Source organism: Ruegeria sp. AL12 (assembly GCF_056540885.1).
On record NZ_JBQFXN010000003.1, the window covers coordinates 20,009 to 39,059 of the forward strand.

At 58.4% G+C, this 19,051-nt stretch carries 14 protein-coding genes; 8 read left to right on the plus strand and 6 right to left on the minus strand.

Annotated features, from left to right (window positions below; all coding sequences use genetic code 11):
• Positions 1–10: 10 nt before the first annotated feature.
• Genes ACR0C6_RS11000 through ACR0C6_RS11020 form a run of 5 tightly spaced genes read right to left on the minus strand, consistent with a single transcriptional unit; the run spans position 11 to position 7,235 of the window.
• A complete protein-coding gene (locus tag ACR0C6_RS11000) occupies positions 11–1,366 on the minus strand; it encodes a CoA transferase (RefSeq protein WP_480619286.1) in 1,356 nt (451 codons plus the stop codon).
• Entirely contained in the window at positions 1,363–2,517 is a 1,155-nt protein-coding gene (locus ACR0C6_RS11005; RefSeq protein ID WP_480619288.1) for an ABC transporter permease, read from the minus strand. Before ACR0C6_RS11005 ends, ACR0C6_RS11000 begins: the two co-directional genes overlap by 4 nt.
• Positions 2,514–3,542: an ABC transporter permease gene (locus ACR0C6_RS11010; protein WP_171232652.1), complete on the minus strand. Its 1,029-nt coding sequence runs from the start codon at positions 3,540–3,542 to the stop codon at positions 2,514–2,516. The genes ACR0C6_RS11005 and ACR0C6_RS11010 overlap by 4 nt, the downstream gene beginning before the upstream one ends.
• A 14-nt stretch (positions 3,543–3,556) precedes the next feature.
• Complete coding sequence (locus ACR0C6_RS11015) at positions 3,557–5,470, minus strand: ABC transporter substrate-binding protein (protein ID WP_480619290.1); 1,914 nt, start codon at positions 5,468–5,470, stop codon at positions 3,557–3,559.
• Entirely contained in the window at positions 5,463–7,235 is a 1,773-nt protein-coding gene (locus tag ACR0C6_RS11020) for an ABC transporter ATP-binding protein (RefSeq protein WP_171117332.1), read from the minus strand. The genes ACR0C6_RS11015 and ACR0C6_RS11020 overlap by 8 nt, the downstream gene beginning before the upstream one ends.
• 209 nt (positions 7,236–7,444) lie before the next feature.
• On the opposite strand from ACR0C6_RS11020, the gene ACR0C6_RS11025 reads away from it, so the two are divergent.
• The 7 genes from ACR0C6_RS11025 to ACR0C6_RS11055 all read left to right on the plus strand — a co-directional run bounded on the left by ACR0C6_RS11025 (position 7,445) and on the right by ACR0C6_RS11055 (position 15,439).
• Positions 7,445–7,966 carry a class I SAM-dependent methyltransferase gene (locus ACR0C6_RS11025; protein WP_171117334.1) on the plus strand — a complete coding sequence of 174 codons (522 nt, stop codon included), beginning with the start codon at positions 7,445–7,447 and terminating at the stop codon, positions 7,964–7,966.
• Positions 7,967–7,984: 18 nt separating this feature from the next.
• The gene (locus ACR0C6_RS11030) at positions 7,985–8,614 is read left to right on the plus strand and encodes a glutathione S-transferase family protein (RefSeq protein WP_480619292.1); all 630 of its coding nucleotides are present in this window, start codon (positions 7,985–7,987) and stop codon (positions 8,612–8,614) included.
• Positions 8,615–8,725: 111 nt separating this feature from the next.
• Positions 8,726–11,128: a GcvT family protein gene (locus tag ACR0C6_RS11035; RefSeq protein WP_480619294.1), complete on the plus strand. Its 2,403-nt coding sequence runs from the start codon at positions 8,726–8,728 to the stop codon at positions 11,126–11,128.
• 2 nt (positions 11,129–11,130) lie between these two features.
• Positions 11,131–12,675 (plus strand): trimethylamine methyltransferase family protein, encoded by a 1,545-nt coding sequence (locus ACR0C6_RS11040; protein ID WP_480619296.1) that lies wholly within the window; start codon positions 11,131–11,133, stop codon positions 12,673–12,675.
• Positions 12,676–13,350 (plus strand): TetR/AcrR family transcriptional regulator, encoded by a 675-nt coding sequence (locus ACR0C6_RS11045; protein WP_480619298.1) that lies wholly within the window; start codon positions 12,676–12,678, stop codon positions 13,348–13,350. It abuts the gene before it with no gap.
• Complete coding sequence (locus ACR0C6_RS11050) at positions 13,347–14,651, plus strand: NAD(P)/FAD-dependent oxidoreductase (protein ID WP_480619300.1); 1,305 nt, start codon at positions 13,347–13,349, stop codon at positions 14,649–14,651. The genes ACR0C6_RS11045 and ACR0C6_RS11050 overlap by 4 nt, the downstream gene beginning before the upstream one ends.
• 56 nt (positions 14,652–14,707) lie before the next feature.
• Positions 14,708–15,439 carry a hypothetical protein gene (locus ACR0C6_RS11055; RefSeq protein WP_480619302.1) on the plus strand — a complete coding sequence of 244 codons (732 nt, stop codon included), beginning with the start codon at positions 14,708–14,710 and terminating at the stop codon, positions 15,437–15,439.
• Positions 15,440–15,445: 6 nt separating this feature from the next.
• On the opposite strand, the gene ACR0C6_RS11060 is transcribed toward ACR0C6_RS11055, so the two are convergent.
• Positions 15,446–15,808: a DUF3307 domain-containing protein gene (locus ACR0C6_RS11060; RefSeq protein ID WP_371419740.1), complete on the minus strand. Its 363-nt coding sequence runs from the start codon at positions 15,806–15,808 to the stop codon at positions 15,446–15,448.
• A 244-nt stretch (positions 15,809–16,052) separates the two neighbouring features.
• Between ACR0C6_RS11060 and ACR0C6_RS11065 the strand changes: the two genes are divergently transcribed.
• On the plus strand, positions 16,053–19,049 hold the full coding sequence (locus ACR0C6_RS11065) for a cyclic nucleotide-binding domain-containing protein (protein ID WP_480619527.1): 2,997 nt from the start codon (positions 16,053–16,055) through the stop codon (positions 19,047–19,049).
• Positions 19,050–19,051 lie beyond the last annotated feature (2 nt).

Below are 19,051 nucleotides of genomic sequence, written 5' to 3' on the forward strand. Positions count from 1 at the left end.
TACCGGATGGTCAGTTGGCGTCGAGCGGCCAGACAGGTTCTGAACTGCCCAGTTTCGACGCAGGCAAATCCCAGCGCATCGTCGCTTCGCCGACCCTCAGCGCAGGGTTGAGGCGATGGCCCGGCCCCCAGCCGGACACCTCCGTCGCCGTGCCGTAATCCGTTGTTGCCGGGGTGATGGGCGCGGATTGTGCTTCGTCTTTGCCGAGCACGGCCAGAAGTTCGGCGGTGCGCGCCAGAGAGAGATGCGCGTGCATGATGGAATTGCCTGATGCGGCCTCGGCCAGTGCGGACAGGACGGCAGCCGCCATCAGATAGCCGGTCGCGTGGTCCAGAGCTTGAACCGGCAACGGGGTCGGCTTGTCCGCGTTCGCCCACTCCATCCCGGCATGGGCGATACCCGCGCTCATCTGGACAAGGCTGTCAAACCCGCGCCGGGTCGACCATGGACCTTGCCAGCCATAGGCATCCAGCGTGACTTCGATCCGGTTCGGAGCCAGCTCGTCACGTTTGGCCCGGGTCAGACCCAGTGCCTCCAGCGCGCCGGGTCGATACCCGTGTACGAACACATCCGCCTGAGTCAGCAACCCATGCAATCGTTCAAGGCCGGTTTCGGATTTTAGGTCAAGATAGGCGCAGCGCTTTCCCAGCGATATGTCGGGGATCACCCCGGGTTCATCCCAGCCAGGTGGGTCGATGCGCAAGACCTCGGCTCCGAACCCTGCAAGCGTTCGGGTAGAAACCGGGCCGGCCAGAACGCGCGTCAGATCCAGCACCCGTAACCCGGCCAGAGGCCGATCAGCGGTGGCCCGAGGTCTGTCGCGCAGATTGACATAGCGCGGTCCCTGCCATCCGATCAAAGGGTCGCGCGACACGGCGCGGCCTTGTGGGTGATCAAGCCATTCCGTCCGGCTGCGCATGGCAGCGGCCACCCCACCTTCGGCAACAACCGCCGTTTCCAGATCCGACATCGCCCAAGACCTGACAGCTTTTGCCACGGCTTCACGCTCTGGCCGGGTGCCAAGGACTTTCAACGCGGCAGAGCGATGGCGGGGCAGGTTTGTGTGCAGCCTGATCCAGCCATCCGCGGCTTTGTAGTCGCCCGCGACCGTATCCCACAAACTGGGCATGTCCCAACCTTCCGGTTTGAAGGAATAGCCGAACCACAGAGATGCCAGCCGATGATCGATCGAGACTTCGGGTGCGTTCCTGGACAGGTTGATCGCCTGGGTCAGCCGGGCCATTTCCCGCCCCACGGCTGCGAAACTGGCGGTGGCCAGTTCGGAAACGGCGAAGGCGCTTGGCAGCATACCGGCGCCGACCCTGTGATAGCTGCCGGCAGCGGGAAGCGTGGCCAGCAGACTCATTGCTGATAGGGGTCGAGACTGTCGCGCAGCCCGTCACCAAGGAAGTTGAACGCCAATACCACGACAATGATCGGCAGCATCGGGATTGCCGTCCATGGATAGATCTCTATCGACGCGAGGTTCTGCGCGTCATTCAGCATCACGCCCCAACTGACCGCGGGTGCGCGCAGGCCGAGGCCAAGAAAGCTGAGCGCCGTTTCCCCCAGGATCATGGCTGGGATCGACAATGTGGCTGACGCAATCAGGTGCGACATGAAGTTGGGCAGCAGGTGCTTGCGGATCACACGGCCCGAACTTGCGCCCATCATCTCGGCGGCCCGGACATATTCCTCTTCTCGCAAAGACAGGAACTTCGCCCGAACCGAGCGCGCCAAACCCGGCCAGTCGAGGATGCCCAGAATGATCGAAATGATGAAGAACACCGCGACCGGGCTCCAGTTCGAAGGCACGGCGGCGGAAAGGGCCAGCCACAGCGGCAGTTCCGGCAACGAACGTAGGATTTCGATGACGCGGTTGATGGTCCAGTCGATACGCCCGCCGAAATAGCCGGCCATCGAACCGAACAGGATGCCAAGAAAGAAGGACACCGAGATACCGATCAGACCCACCGTCAAAGACAGCTGCGCGCCATAGAGAATACGGCTGAAGATGTCTCGGCCCAGACGGTCGGATCCCCACAGGAACAGCGTTGTCCCCTCTGGCGGGCAGAACAGGTGTGTGTCCGACGGTATGAAACCGGCCAGCTTGTATTCAGAGCCTTCGCAGAAGAACCGGATCGGGCGCGGGTCTTCCGTGTCGGGGACAAACTTCCATTGGAAGGTTTCAAGGTCCGCCTCGGCGACGATCGGATAGACATGTGGGCCGATGAACTCACCCTCGTGAAACCAGTTTACCGATTGTGGCGGCGCGTACAGGTGCTCTCCGTTTCGGTCATTCGGCCCGTAAGGCGCAATAAACCCGGCAAAGGGCAGCATCAGATAGCAAAACAGCAGGAAGATGCCCGAGATCAGGCCCAGCCTGTGGGTTTTGAACTTGCGCCAGACCAGAACCCAGTTGGGGGCATCCAGATCGGCGCGTTCCAGCTGCTGAATCGAGGCCTGCGGATCAAACGGCGCGTCATCGACATAGCGGTTGTCAGGACGATCAGTCATGCCTCGCGCCCCTCATACCGAATGCGCGGATCCAGCATCACCAGCAGGATATCCGAAATCATCGTGCCGATCAGCGTCAGCAGGGCGACGAACATCAGGATGAACGCCGACAGGAACTGATCCTGCGTCTTCAAAGCAGTCAGCAGTGTGGGGCCGATGGTTTGCAGGCCCAGAACGACCGATACCAGAACCGAGCCGGACACCATCGACGGCAGCAGGTTGCCGATATCGGCGACAAAGGGGTTGAAGGCCACCCGCAGCGGATACTTGGTCAGCATCCGTGACGGGGCCATACCCTTTGCGATGGCGGTTTCCACATAGGGTTTGCCGAGTTCGTCCAGCATGTTCGCGCGCAGACGCTGCATCATCGCCGATGCGCCTGAAGTGCCGATGACGAAGGTCGGTACGATCAGGTGGACGAGGATGGATTTCAGTTTCTCCCAACTCATTGGCTGGCCTTCGAAACTGGGATCCATCAAGCCCCCGATCGGCAGGTTGAAATACTGGTGGCCATAGTAGAACAGGATCAGCGCCAGCAAAAAGTTCGGCGTTGCCAGCCCCAGATATCCCACGAAGGCCGAGGTATAGTCGATCCATGTCCGGGACCGCGCGGCGGCGATAACGCCCAGCGGCAATGCGACGGCATAAACAAACAGGATCGCAGCCAGATTGACCACAACCGTCAACCAAAGCGTGTCGCCGACGATTTCGGAAACGGGACGGTCGAATTCAAAGGACCACCCGTAATTGCCCTGGATCAACCCCGAAAACCCGTGCGGTCCGGGCCAGAATCCCATCCAGATCAGGTATTGTTCCCACATCGGACGGTCCAGAGCGTATTCAGCGCGCAGGAACTCTGCCTTTGCGACACCTGCCGACTGGCCCGAGGCCTGAAGTTCAGCGATCTGGTTGCTCAGATAGTCGCCGGGCGGAAGGTTGATGATTACAAAAACCAGAACCGAGACCACCAACAAAGTCAGCAGCATCGTGAAAAAGCGATACACCACGTAGCGCAGCATGATCATTTAGCTGCTCCTGCTCAGTCGGCGAAAAAGAACTCGTCCGGGCGGTGAATGCCGAAATGTGCACCGGGTTCCCAGGCCCACATAGCCTGTTCCGGAACATTTCGCAGGCGGTTTGACACCACAATGGGCTGGGGGGCGCCGTTCAGGATGCCTATGGCATAGACCTGATCGGCATGGATTTTCAACATCTCGGTCCAGACAGCCGCGCGTTCTTCATCGGTCGTGGCGATTTGCCATTCATGCGCCAATTCCATCAGGCGCTGCGCCTCTGGCATGTCGGGGGCTTCACCCGCTTCGCCACCGGTCTGATAGTGCTGCCCCCATTTTGGCCAGGCCAGGAACACCTGATCTGTCGGGGCCAGATAAGCCGGGGACGTATGCGCCTGCGGAATACCATCATCCCAACCGAACCAGACGGACGCCATGGAATTGCCCGCGAAAACGCGGTTGCGCAGGATGTCCCTGTCCAGCGGGCGCATGACCAGTTTGACACCGATTTCACGCCAGGTATCGGTTACGATCTGAAGCGCGTTTTCGACTTCCTGCCGCTCACCTGCGGTTTCGATCACCAGCTCCATCGGACGACCGTCAGGCAACAGGCGGATGCCGTTCTTGTCGCGCTGATCCAGACCAGCCTCATCCAAAAGCGCATTGGCCTGATCCACATCGTATTGCGCCCAGGCCTCGGCGTTTTCTTTACTGTAGAAGGGCGAGGCGGGAAGAACCGAGTTCGCGGCGGGGTGCGCGAGTTTGAAGTAAAGCGCCTGGTTGATGGTCTGCCGGTCGATGGCCAGCGACAAGGCGCGCCGCACGCGAACGTCCCTCAGTACATTGCGCCAGACGTCATCAGAGAAGTTCAGGTTCGGGTAGATCGCGATCTGCGAGGCCACGCCGGTTTTCCACAACAGCGTTTTGTACCCACCTTGTGCTTCGCCTTTCTTGAGGATCGACGCGTCTCGGAAGGCAAGGCCACGGCCTTGCAGGTCGCTTTCACCGGCGTTGGTCTTGGCGGCAACAAGACCGGGGGCGACGATCTCCATCTCGACCACGTCAATATAGGGAAGCTGCACCCCCTTGCTGTCGATGCGGTGATAATAGGGGTTGCGCACAAAGTTGTGACGGATTTTCTTGCCCGAACTGGCGTTCAGCCATGGCTGCAACGTGGGAAGTTCGTGGTTGTCGAACTTGTAAAGATTATCCAGCTTGTTGTGCAGCGCCGCCCAGCTTTTGACCCGGGCATCTTCAACCTGAAAGGCAAGCTCTTCCGCGTCCGCGTATTTCTCGTGATACTGTTTCAGAAACGCGGCCGGCCGGTAAATAAATGGCGGTCGTGCTTGTGCCAGAGATTGCAGGAAGTTCGGGTTCGGGTCGTCCCATTCGAAGATCACTGTGGTCTCATCGGGAAACGTGACGGTGGGCAATTTACCTTCGACGATCAGAAAATCGGGTGGGCCTGACGGGCTGAGCAACTCGTTGTTGGCGACGTCTTCCCACCAATAGCGGAAGTCTTCCGAGGTAAAGGGTGAGCCGTCCGACCACTTGTGCCCTTCGCGCAGTTTCAGGGTAAATTTGCGATTGCCCTCGTTTTCATACGAGGCCAGCAGGTCGGGTACCAATTCGTAATCTTGGTTGAACCCAACCAACCTTGCATAGCCATAGACAACCATCTGCCGGATATCTTTGGATCGCGTGACCATGGTGCGCAGAGTGCCACCCGGTTTCCCGAATTCTCTTCCTTTTGCGGCCAGATCCACAATCAGAGGGTCCTTGGGCAAACGCTCCTGCACTGGCGGAAGATTGCCGCTTTCAACCTCGGCGCTCCAGAAGGCGCTTTCCTGAGGTGTTGGGATTGTATCTGCCGCCGCGGGCAGGATCCCTGAAAACGCCAGCATAGCAGCCAGCAGCAGAGGGCGAATGGTATTAAACATGGCAACGTACCTTATGGCCCGGTTCCAATTCCACCAGTGAGGGTATCACGGTGTCCGAGAAACGAAAGGCTTCATCCCAACTGTCCGGCGCGCCGGCACCCAGAGAAACCAATTGAAGGTCAATCGGGCGATTGATGTCGGGTTCGGGTTGAGCGGCAATCAGCGCCTTGGTGTATGGATGGCGCGGATTGTAGAAAAGAGTTTCGGGCGGTGCCTGTTCGACGATCAGACCCCGCCTCATGACAGCAACTTCGTCAGCGATCCGTGCGACAACGGCCAGATCATGTGAGATGAACAGGTAGGACAGGTTCAGGCTGTCTTGCAGGTTTTCCAGCAAGGTCAGGATTTGTTCCTGAACAGACACGTCCAATGCCGAGGTCGGTTCGTCGCACACGATCAACTGCGGGTCCAGCATCATGGCCCGCGCCACTGAAAGGCGCTGTCGCTGCCCTCCGGAAAACGCGTGCGGATAGCGTTTGAGCATATCACCCGTCAGGCCGACGCGCTGCAACATCTCGGCGGCCTTGTCCCGCTGTTCGGCTGTTGTGCCGATGCGGTGGATTTCCAGTGGTTCGGTCATGGCGTCCTGAATGCGCATCCGGGGGCTGAGCGAACTGTAAGGGTCCTGAAAAACCATCTGTGCCTTGCGCTGAAACGCTGTGCGCTGGGCTCGGGTCATGTTGTGCACCGTGATCGGGTCGGCATCGGGGGCGGTACGAAACAGGACTTCACCACCGGGGTCGGGCAATTCAGCCCCCAGGGCGATGCGGGCCGCCGTCGTCTTTCCCGATCCGCTTTCACCGACAATTGCCAAAGTCTTGCCGCGCGCCAGATTCAGGTCGACTCCTCGGCAGGCATAGATTGCTTTGTCGGACTGCCATCCTTTGCTGGACCGCATGGTGTAGGTCTTGGACACATCCTTCATCTGAAGGATCAGATCCGTGTCGGGCATCGGTATACCCACCGCATCCTGGTCCGGTATTTCCGGCGCGGCATCAAAAAGCTGCTTGGTATACGGGTGTGCGGGCGCGGTCAGGATCGGGGCGGCAGGGCCGGCCTCCATGATACGTCCCTTGTGCATGACGACGACCTGCTCGGCCATGTTGGCGACGACACCCAGATCATGAGTCACCAGAATGAGCGCCATGCCGGTTTCACGCTGCAATTCCTTGATCAGGCCCAGAACCTGCGCCTGCGTGGTCACATCCAGTGCGGTGGTCGGTTCGTCCGCGATCAGCAATTCTGGTTTTGACACCATGGCCATGGCGATCATGGCACGTTGGCGCATACCGCCGGACAACTCGAAAGGGTAGGAGTCATAGGCGCGCTGTGGATCAGGGAACCCGACGCGTTCGAATTGCGTCAGGACCTTTTTGCGTGCCGCGGACTCGGACAGCCCACGATGTAGCCACAAAACCTCGCTGACCTGATTGCCAATCTTGTGCAGCGGGGACAGCGATCTCATGGGCTCCTGAAAGATCATTGAAACCCGATTGCCGCGGATGTCGCGCAGCTCACGTTCGGAAACCGTGGTGAGCTCGCACATGCCCTTGGAATCGTTCAGGGTAATCGTGCCGCTTCGAATCTGCGCCGTGCGGGGCAGGATACGTAAGGCTGCGCGGCATGTGATTGTTTTTCCCGATCCCGATTCTCCGACAAGGGCAAGCGTCTGTCCGGCTTGGACATCGAAGTTCACATCCGTGACCACGGAATTGCCCGTACCAAAGCCGATGCTGAGGTCTCTTACGGACAACAACGCGCTCATGCGGGTTTTCCACCCGTTTGACCGTTCGATGACATCGGTTACTTCAACTCCCCGTGATTTTTTGTTCAGTGTCGCGCGGTTCCGCCCGTCTAGTCAAACCCGTTCTTGGGCCGAAATGTCGCGAAATCGCGAAACTACGGGCTTCGTCGCTACACAAAGTCTTGAGATTTTGCCATCAAGGACGGCATCGGGCGCATTTATGCTCTCGAATGGTATCAAGGAGATATTTTCCGGTGTCCGAGAATCAAAGCCGTCTGGATCTGTTCATCGATCGCATGGTGTCACAGCGCGCTTGTCTGGATTACGCAATCCGGCAAACTGCGGGCATGACAGGTCCGGTGTTCGAATTGGGTTTGGGCAACGGGCGTACGTATCACCATCTTGTGCAGCACATGGATGGCCGCCCGGTCTATGTGTTCGAACGCGCGGTGGCTTCGCACCCCGACTCGACCCCGCCCGAAGATCACGTGATTCTGGGCGATGTGCGGGATACCCTGCCTGCATCGGTTGAGCGGTTCGGCGCGTCAGCCAGCCTGATCCACGCGGATCTTGGTGGGCACAATCGCGAAAAGAATGACAAATTCGCGCGGTTTGTATCTCCGCTCATCGAGCCTTTGCTTGCTCCGGGCGGGCTGATGGTCTCAAGTGATCGGATGTATTTCGAAGGGCTGACCGAGATGCCGTTGCCCGAAGGCGCCGTCGAAGGGCGCTGTTTCATATATCGCCGCTGACCGAAAAGGAGTAACGGCATGATTTTTTACGATTGCTCCACTGCTCCAAACCCCCGTCGTGCGCGGATGTTCATTGCCGAAAAAGGTTTGGATATCGAAACGCATGAGGTCTCGATTGCGAAAGGTGAACAATTGAGCGAAGCCTTTCGCGCCGTGAACCCACGGGCCACGATCCCGGTTCTGGTAACGGATGACGGAACCGTTCTGACAGAAAATCTGGGCATTGCGGCATTTCTGGAGGCACGGTTTCCCGAACCGCCTTTGATGGGCCGAACCCCCGAAGAAAAAGGATTGGTTCTGATGTGGAACGCGATCGTCGAACATCAGGGCGGGGCACCGATTGCCGAGGCTCTGCGCAATGGACATCCTGCCTTCAAGGATCGCGCCATTCCAGGCCCTTCCAATCATGCGCAGATTCCCGAACTTGCACTGCGCGGGCGCGAGCGTGTGGCATCCTTCTTTGAAATGCTGGAATCACGTCTGACGAAAAGCCCTTTTGTGGCCAGTGACGCGTTTTCCCTGGCGGATATCTCGGCATTCGTTTTTGTCGATTTCGCCCGCGTCATCAAGATGCGTATCCCGGAAGACAACGCGGCCACCCTGGCGTGGTTTCGAGCCATCCAATCTCGTCCAAGCGCAAGTCTGTAAACCTGCCGAACCGTGCCGTGTTGCGTTGTGATCGGCACTGTACAGAAATGTCTAGACAGATGTGAACAGTGCCACTAGCGTCTCCTCAGATTCTGTTCAGGGGAGGTCGGGATGAAATCCCAATATCGCGTCGTGGTCATCGGAGGAGGCGTTGTCGGGGCCTCGGTTCTGTATCACCTGGCCAAGTTTGGCTGGTCGGATGTCGTCATGTTGGAGCGGCGGCGGCTGGCGTCTGGGTCGTCCTGGCACGCAGCGGGGGGCATTCATGCTTTGAATGCCGATCCGAACATGGCGTCTTTGCAGGCCTATACGATTGATCTGCTCAGCGAGATCGAGAAGGAATCAGGCCAGAATATCGGCCTGCACATGACCGGTGGTCTGACGCTGGCGGGAACCCCCGAGCGGTGGGAGTGGTTGCAGGCCAATTACCGTATCTTCCAGTCCATCGGCATTGATGACTGTGAACTGCTGAGCCCTGAAGAGGCGCAGAAACGCTGCCCGATCATGTCCACCGATGGCATTCTGGGCGCGATGTGGGCCGACCGCGAAGGCTATATCGACACCACAGGCACCGTGCAGGCCTATGCCACAGCCGCGAAAAAGCGCGGGGCGGAATACTATGAAGAAACCAAGGTCGAGGAACTGATCCAGACGGCGGATGGCTGGCAGGTGGTGACCGACAGGGGCACGATCACTTGCGAACATGTGGTCAACGCCGCCGGTTTGTGGGCCAAGCAGGTGGGGCGCATGGCTGGGGTCGAACTGCCGGTTTCTCCGCTGAAACACCATTACCTGATCACCGACACGGTGCCCGAGGTCGCGGCGGCCGATTTCGAGATGCCGATGACCGTGGACCTCGAGGGCTTCACCTATATGCGGCAGGACCAGAAGGGCGTTCTGGTGGGCATCTACGAGGTGGATCACGAACACTGGGCCATGGACGGCGCGCCGTGGAACTATGGCGAAGAGCTTTTCCAGGAACAGCTGGACCGCATCGAAAACGAACTGACGCTGGGGTTCGAACGCTATCCGGCGATCCAGAACGTGGGCATCAAGACATGGGTGAACGGCGCGTTCACCTTCTCGCCCGACGGCAACCCTCTGGTCGGTCCGGTGCCGGGCAAGCGCGGCTATTGGACCGCCTGCGCGGTGATGGCCGGGTTTCTGCAAGGCGGCGGCGTCGGCAAGACGCTGGCCGAATGGATGATCCATGGCGAGCCCGAGGCCGACGCCTGGCCGATGGACGTGGCGCGCTATGGCGACTATGCCCAGAACAAGCGCTATATCCGCGAGACGACCGGGCAGTTCTATTCCCGCCGCTTCGTGATGACCTATCCGAACGAGCAACTGCCCGCCGGGCGGCCTCTTAAAATGGCACCGGCGCATGATGCGATGACCGAGGCAGGGTGCAAATGGGGCGTCAGCTGGGATCTTGAAGTACCGCTTTATTTCGCGCCGAAAGGGTTCGAGGAAACCCCGACGCTCAAGCGTTCGAACGCGCATGACATCGTGGCCGAGGAATGCAAAGTGATCCGCGAAGGTGCGGGCTTGCTGGATATTACGGGCTTTTCGCGGTTCGAGGTTTCAGGTCCGAACGCAGAAGCCTGGCTGGATATGGTAATGGCGTCCAAGCTCCCCGGCCCAGGCCGTGCGAAACTGGCCCCGATGTTGAGTGAGGATGGACGCCTGAAGGGCGATCTGACGGTGCTGAACTGGGGCGACGGGACCTGGTGGATCATGGGCAGTTACTACCTGCGGGCCTGGCATATGCGCTGGTTCGACGATCACGTGATGGATGGCGTCAATATCCGTGATTTGGGCGAGGAATATTGCGGCTTTGCCGTGGTTGGGCCGAAGTCACAGGCGGTTGTGGAAAAACTGGCGGAACAGGATATCTCGGGCCTGAAGTTCATGGGGTGCGGCGATTTCGATATCGGCCTCGTGCGCGCCCGCGTCGCCCGCATGTCGGTGACCGGAGAAAAGGGGTACGAGATCAACTGCCGCTATGGCGACCATATCAAGCTGCGCCGCATCCTGCTGGACGCAGGGGCCGAGGAAGGCATCCGCGAATGTGGCTTCAACGCGATGCTGTCAACACGGCTTGAAAAAAGCTTTGGCATCTGGTCGGCAGAGTTCACGCAGGCCTATACACCGGGCATGACCGGAATGGATCGCTGGATCGACTGGGACAAGGACTTTGTTGGAAAGGCGGGCGCGCTTGCCGAACGTGACGGCAACGGCCCCGCGCAAATTCAGGCGACACTGGAAATTGATGCACTGGATGCAGATGCCAGCGGATACGAACCGGTCTGGGCCAATGGCGAGCGCGTTGGCTTCGTAACCTCGGGCGGCTACGGGCATTATACCGGCAAGTCTTTGGCGATGGCCCTGATCGATCGGGACAAGGCGGAACCGGGCACGGAACTGTCCGTCCACGTGGTGGGCGTTGAACGTCCGGCGCGTGTGATCGCGCCGTCGCCTTATGACCCCGAAGGCAAAGCGATGCGAGGCTGATCATGACTGTTGCAGAGCGCGGGCGCCGACGGCGGGGGCGGGGGGCTGAAGCCGCCCCGCAGCCCGGTCGCGATGTGAACTATCGCCAGCTCAGGAACCCTTTCCCACAGATGGAAGTGTTCCCGGCCGATCAGATCGCGGACATGCATGACACCGCCTTGCGGACACTGGAAGAGTTGGGGGTAAAGACCCTGCTGCCCGAGGCGCGGAAACTGTTCAAACAGGGCGGCGCGCGGGTGGATGAAGACACTGAGATGGTGTTTATCGGGCGCGAGATGGTTGAAGCCGCAGTCGCGTCAGCGCCCAAATCCATCGCCTGTCGCGCCGGCTCGCGGCGTCGCGATTTTACGCTCGAACTGGGCGCGCTGGTGTTTCAACCCGGAGCCGGCGCGCCGAACGCAACCGACCTTGAGCGTGGTCGGCGCCCGGCGACAGGTCAGGATTATCTGGAGTTCCTGAAGCTCACCCATCATTTCGACGTGTTCCAGATGATTTCGCCACAGGTCGAGCCGCAGGATGTGCCGACCCATCTGCGCCATTACTTCACGACTCGGGCGCAGATGGAATTGACGGACAAGTTTCCGTTCTTCTTTTCGCGTGGAACCCCGCAGGTGATGGACTGCTTTGAGATGCTGAGCACGGCACGCGGTCTTTCGGATGATGCGTTCCGGGGTCATGCGCATTGCTATACGATCATCAACACCAACAGCCCGCGCACATTGGATATCCCGATGGCGCAAGGTCTGATCGACTTTGCCCGCCACGGTCAGATGTCGATCATCACACCCTTTACCCTGATGGGCGCGATGGCGCCGATCACCGTGGCCGGGGCGATCACCTTGTCTCATGCCGAGGCCCTTGCCGCGCTGACTTTGACCCAACTTGCCAATCCTGGTGCGCCGGTCTGTTATGGCACGTTCACCAGTAACGTGGACATGAAGTCCGGCGCGCCCGCCTTTGGGACGCCGTCGCATTTTCAGGCATCGCTGGCTGCCGGTCAACTGGCGCGGCATCTTGGTTTGCCCTGGCGGTCGGCTGCCGGATCGGCGTCAAACACCAACGACGTACAGGCCGCAAACGAGAACCAGTTTGGCCTTTGGGGATGCCTTATGGCCGGCGCAACGGTGATCATCCACTCCGCAGGCTGGTTGGAAGGCGGGTTGACGGTTTCCTTCGAAAAGCTGGTCTGCGATGCGGAAGTGCTGAATATGGTCGCCGAACTGTGCGCAGGTGCGCGGGCAGGGCCGTCCGAGATCGGGTTCGAAACTGCATTGAGCGAGGTTGAACCCAGTGGCCACTTCTTTGCATCAAGCCAGACGATGGAGCGCTATAATACTGAGTTCTATCAACCGCATGTCCATGACTACGCCAATTTCGGCACCTGGGCCGAACGCGGGTCGGTGGACGCGAACCATCGGGCAACGGATGTTTGGAAAGGCATTTTGAACGACTTCCGGGCACCCGCTGTCGACAATGATCGGACAGGTGATTTACATGACTTCATTGCCCGTCGTACCGCCGAGGGCGGTGCCCCACCGGAGAGTTGAATGAGCCCGAAACCGATCCTTCATCGCGATGACCCCGAGGCCGAGCCATTGATCGGCAACATCAAGGTCACGCGTGACGACTGGTTGAACGTGGCGATGGATGTGCTGATTTCGGACGGGGTGGACCAGATCAAGGTCCTGAACCTGGCCGAACGGATGGCAGTATCGCGGTCGTCGTTCTATTGGTACTTCAAATCCCGGCAAGAGTTGCTGGATGCATTGCTGGCGCGTTGGCAGGCCACCAACACAGCCGCTTTGGTCGCGCAGGCCGAAGCACCGGCCGAGACGATAACGGCGGCCGTCTGCAACGTTCATCGGTGCGTGGTGAACACCGATTTGTTCGATACGGCGCTGGATTTTGCGGTACGTGACTGGGCGCGAAAATCAGGCAAGGTGCGGCGTATGCTGGACCAGTCGGACGCCCGCAGGCTGGAAGCGCTGCACACCATGTTCGCCCGCTACGGCTATTCCGAGATCGAAGCCGAAACCCGGGCGCGCGTGCTGTATTACATGCAGATCGGTTATGATCTGGCGCAATTGAATGAACCTATCGAAATGCGGCTGTCGATGGTGCCGCATTACCTCTACGCCTTCACAGGCGTCGAGCCGAAACCCGAGGAAGTTGAAGAATTCAGCGCATATTCCCTGCGCTTTTGGAAAGGAAACCAGACATGAGCCAACCAGACGCAATCATCATCGGAACCGGCGTGATCGGCGCGGCCATTGCGTTCGAGATGTCCAAAGCGGGATGGAAAACCCTGTCTTTGGACCGGAATTCTCAGGTCGGGCACGGTTCTACCGCGGGGTCCTGCGCTATTATCCGGATGCATTATTCCACATTCGATGGAACCGCGTTTGCCTGGGAAGGCTACCATTACTGGCGCGACTGGGCCGCGTATCTTGGCTTGCCGGAAGACGCCAACCTTGCGCAGTTCCGCGAAACCGGCTGTCTGGTCATGAAAACCGAGGCGAACGGGATGCTGGAAAAGCACATGCGCAATTCGTCCGAGCTGGATTGCCCGTTCGAGGAATGGTCAGGTGAAAAAGTGCTGGAACGCTTGCCGGTCTATTCGCTGGACAGCTTTGCCCCCGCGCGCCGAATGGACGACCCTGAATTCGGCCAACCCAACGGGCGCAGAATGACGGGCGGGGTGTATTGGCCTAAGGCGGGCTATGTCACCGACCCGGCCCTGTCGGCGCAGAACCTGATGGATGCAGCGAAGCTGCACGGGGCCGAGGTGCGAACCGGCGCTGAAGTCACGGAAATCCTGACCGAGGGCGGGCGCGTTTCCGGCGTCAAGCTGGCCGCGGGCGAGGAAATCCACGCCAAGGTTGTGGTCAATGTGGCAGGGCCTGGTTCGTCCATCATCAACAAGATGGCCGGCGTTCTGGACGATATGACCATCAAAACCCGGCCCTTGCGGCAAGAGGTCGTGCACGTTCCAGCCCCTGAAGGGTTCGATTTTGAACACGACGGAACCATCGTTTCGGACAGTGACATTGCCTGCTATTCCCGCCCGGAACACGGCAATCACATCCTTGTCGGATCTGAGGATCCGGAATGTGATCCGCATCAGTGGTGCGAGGACGATGTGAACTACAATCGTGAATTCACCGATCAATGGACCACGCAGGCCATGCGGTATGCGCAGCGTGTGCCCAGCCTTGGCATTCCATCAAAAACGCGGGGTGTGGTTGACCTGTATGATGCGTCTACCGACTGGATTCCGATCTATGACAAATCCAGCCTGCCGGGGTTCTACATGGCCTGTGGTTCAAGCGGAAACCAATACAAGAATGCGCCGATTGCGGGCAAGATGATGGCGGCACTGATCGACTACTGTGAAGGTGGCGCCGATCATGACGCGAAACCGTTGCAGTTCGAATTGCCATACATCAAGCGGACAATCGACGTGGGCTTCTACTCGCGCAAACGCCCGATCAATGAGGAAAGCAGTTTCTCGGTTCTGGGCTAGTCGCGTTTCGCAAACGGTCTATGTCATGTGGGGCTGTCAACAAGCCCGGCCCTGACATGACCGACCGAAAGACAACCGTATTGATCCTTGGCAGCGCCCCATCGGCGCTGGAGGCGCGGGCATGGTCGCGCGCGCCTTTCACGCATATCGTCGCCATCAACAACGCGTGGCGCATCCGAGAAGACTGGGATTACCTGATCCACCCCGAAGACTTTCCGGCAGAGCGCCGCCCTGAAAAAGTTCTTGGCACTCAACACATAGTCACTGCCGACGAATATGTCCCAAGACAGAATGACTATGGCGGGTTCGTCTATGCCGGCGGAACGATGGCTTTCACGGCAGGCTATTGGGCTTTGTCAGCCCTGAAGCCGGATGTTCTGGCTTTTTCCGGTTGCGACATGATGTATTCAGGATCGGGGCGAACACATTTTTACGGAAATGGCACGGCGGACCCTTTGCGAGAGGACGTGACACTGCGTTCGCTTGAAGCGAAGGCCGCCCGACTGGGTCTTTTTGCAGCCGCTCAGGGGTGCAGAACCGTACGGTTATCCGGCGCGCCAAGCCGGCTGGTATTTCCATCCGTCAACATATCTGACCTGACAGCCGCACCGCTTCCCGATATTGCAGCCATGCACAATGTGCAGCGAATGGAAGATGATCTTGGATATTATGTAGCCTCGGGTCGGTATTGGGAAGTCGAACACCGGTTCGACCCTGCTGCGATTGACGCATTGGATCGGATGTGGCTAAGGGCCTATCGGCTTGCCGTATCGGAGAACGCGGCCTGACACCGTTCAGGCGGCGGCGAAGGTAACCCAGGCCCAAACCATCGCAACATAAGTTAAGTTGTGCATCAACTGATCCAAACCTGCAGCGCGCCAAAAAGCGGGTTGCGTTGGCTCAAGTCGCTTTTTGTCTGAATAGCTGGCCTTGATGAAATCGATATTGAAATGGATGAACCATTCCAGCGCCCCGACAATCAGAATAAAAGACAACGGCGCGCCGAACACCAAAAAAACGACGACAGAACCCACAACATGCACAGCGGCATGTTGCGCGCGTCCCAAGTGAAAATACTCTCCCCGACCGGAAAGCATCTTCGGTGTCTGCAGGTAGTAGTCAGCGAACATATGCTTGATCAACAAAAGACAAAGCATAAGAAACACTGCGCCAATACTGGCAGTCAAAAGAACCCTCCCGATATCGTTCTGACGCCAACATTAGGCAATAAAACGGGCACGCGTAAATGAACTAGTTCACATTCGGTCAAGAAATTTTCCAAAAGGGAAAAATTTGCTTATCCTGTCTGGATGATATTTGATTCATGCTGTTGAAATTGCATGCATTGCGTTTAATCCACGTCGAAGGTCAGCAGCAGGGGCAGGTTCCATAGAACGCACAATTTTCCGCTTTATCTGGAAATACTCCAAGCGCGAACAGCTGATCCTGCTGGCCGTGACGGCGACGCTGTTTCCTTTGCTGTACCTCACGCTTGAGTTGCCAAAACGAATAATCAATGACGCGATCGGGTCGTCCACCTCTGAGGTGACGATCTTGGGCTATTCCATGTCGCAGACCAATTTTCTGGTTGTTCTGTGCTTTGCCTTTCTGGCGGCCGTGCTGTGCCACGGCCTGATGAAAATGCGCATCAACACCATGAAGGGCGTGCTGAGTGAACGGATGCTGCGGCGCTTTCGCTATCAGTTGATCAGCCGGGCGCTGCGCTTTCCTCAACCCTATTTCGAGCGTGTCAGCCAGGGTGAAATGGTATCAATGATCACCGCCGAAAGCGAGCCGATGGGCGGCCTGATGGGCGATGCGATCAGCCAGCCGGTTCTTCAGGCCGGCCAAATGATCACCATACTTTCCTTCCTGTTCCTGCAAAGCGTCTGGTTCGGGCTGGCCGCCGTGGCGCTGATACCCTTGCAGGCCTGGTTGATCCCCAAGCTGCAACGCCAGATAAACCTGCTGAACAAAAAACGCATTCAGGAGGTTCGGGTTCTGGCGGCGCAGATCGGCGAGAACGCGGCGGGCGCGTCCACCCTGCGGACCAATGGCGGCTGGCGTTATCGCCGGTCGATGGTCTCGGAGCAATTGGGACGCCTGTTCGGCATCCGTTTCCAGATCTATCAAAAGAAGTTCTTCATGAAGTTCCTGAACAACTTCATCTCGCAACTTACACCGTTCATGTTCTATCTGGTTGGCGGTCTGTTGGTGCTTCAGGGTTCGGTTTCGCTGGGGGCGCTGGTTGCCGCATTGGCCGCGTACAAGGATCTCAGCTCACCATGGAAAGAGCTGCTGACCTATTACAACCAGACCCAGGACATGTCGCTGCGCTGGGATGTGGTCATTGACCGGTTTGCTCCGGCCGGAATGCTCGATGAAGCCTTGTTTGAAGGTGAACCTGCCGAGTGGCCGCACCTGAACGGCAACATCGTGCTGGACCACGTTTCGGTGCGTGACATGGATGGCAATCAGGTGCTCGATGATCTGGACCTCAGTTTTCCTGCCGGAAAGACAATTGGGATCGCCGCCCCCAGCGAGGAAGATCGACGCGCCATCGGCGAATTGCTGACACGGGAAATACGTCCAAGTGCTGGCCAGGTTCGGATCGGAGACCTGAAACTGGCCGAGTTGCATCAGGCGGTTGTCGCCGCGCGTATCGGGTATGTCACATCACGCCCTGTCATGTTTCAGGGTACGCTGGGCGACAACGTGATGATGCCGATGCGGTTCAAACCGCTGACTGACCCGCCGGACGATCCGGATTTTCTTGAAACTCTGAGGGCGGGCAACAGTGCCGATCCGTTCAGGGCGGAATGGCTGGACCCAACTCTGGCCGGCTTTCAGGACGCCGCAGAACTGCGTGCCTGGTGGCTGCAGTTGATTGATGGAATGGGGTTTGGCGCAGCGCTGTTCCAACGGGGCGCCGAACAAAGTTTCGATGCGGCCGAGCATTGTGAACTGGCAAAGAAACTGATCGAGCTGCGCCCGGTCTTGCAGCAGGCCGTTCGGGAGGCCGGGCTGGAACAACAGGCGCTTGTCTTTGACCGGAACACCTATAACGCGGCTCTGCCTGTGGCTGAAAATCTGCTTTTCGCAACGCCACGTGTTCCTGTGACACAAGCTTTGCTTGCGCAGCAAAAGGTCTTTCTCGGACAGTTGCGTGAACTGGGGCTGGACGAGACATTGATCGCGTTGACCCGCGATGTGATCGACATGCTGCGCCAGATCTTCGGGATCGATGGAACCGACCACCCGTTGTTCCAAAAGCTTGGTCTTGATGCAAAAACCTATGAAATTGCGGTGGATCTGGTGGACCAGACCCGCAAAGAAGGTTCGGACGGGCTGGATGACGAACAGCTTGCCAACATGTTGGCGGTGCCATTTGTGATCTCTGCCGAACAGATCGGACCTGCGTTCACGGATGAACTGAAGGATCGCATCCTCGAACTCCGGCACAGCCATTCCGAGAAACTGATGGAGCGTTTGCAAGACGTCTTCGTTCCATTGGATCCGAACGTCTTTGCGCCCGGATTGACGGTCATGGAAAATGCGCTGTTCGGAAAAGTCAGCCAGATTGGCGGTTCCCGTTCGGACGAAGCCCGCAAGGTGATTGTCGATGTGTTGGCTGAAAACGGCGCGCGCCCATTGGTAACAGAGCTGATCTATGATGTGCAGGTTGCTTTGGGCGGTCAGAATCTTCCGGCGGTATTTGCCGAACCCTTGGCCTTTACCCGTGCGACGATCAAGAAACCTGACATCCTGATTCTGGAAAATGCGCTGGCCAGCTACGACATGAAAACGCAGGTTGCTGTCTATAAACGGCTTCGTGAACTGCTGCCGGACACCACTGTTGTCTATCTGAATGATCAGTTCGAAAACCCCGGTGCATTCGACATGTATGTGGAAATCCGGCAAGGTCGTGTGGTCTCGGACGGAGGGCCTGTAGAGGTGGAGGAAGACAGTGCGGCATCGGCGGATTTGACGCGGAAACTGCGCGCTCTGGAACAAACCCCGTTGTTTTCGGGCCTGGATCGGCGGCAGCTGCGCCTGCTGGCCTTTGGTGCGCGCTGGTTTGATGCCGAGCCGGGGCAGGTGGTGTTCTTGAAAGATGACCAACCCACCGACGGTGCCTATGTTGTGCTGGAGGGCGAAGCAGGTTTGTATCTGCCGCAAGAACAGGGGCCTGACCAATTGATCACCAAAGTCGGGCCTGGTGCTTTGGTCGGAGAGTTGGGCCTGATCAGAAAAGAACCGCGTGCGCTGAGCATGGTGGCGGAAACCAAGCTTTCCTGCTTGCGGATAGGTGAAGAAGAATTCCTTGCCGTTGTGGAAAACGACGCGGCGACCGCATTCAAGCTGTTGCAGGTGATCGCCGGCTATGTGTCCAATTAGCG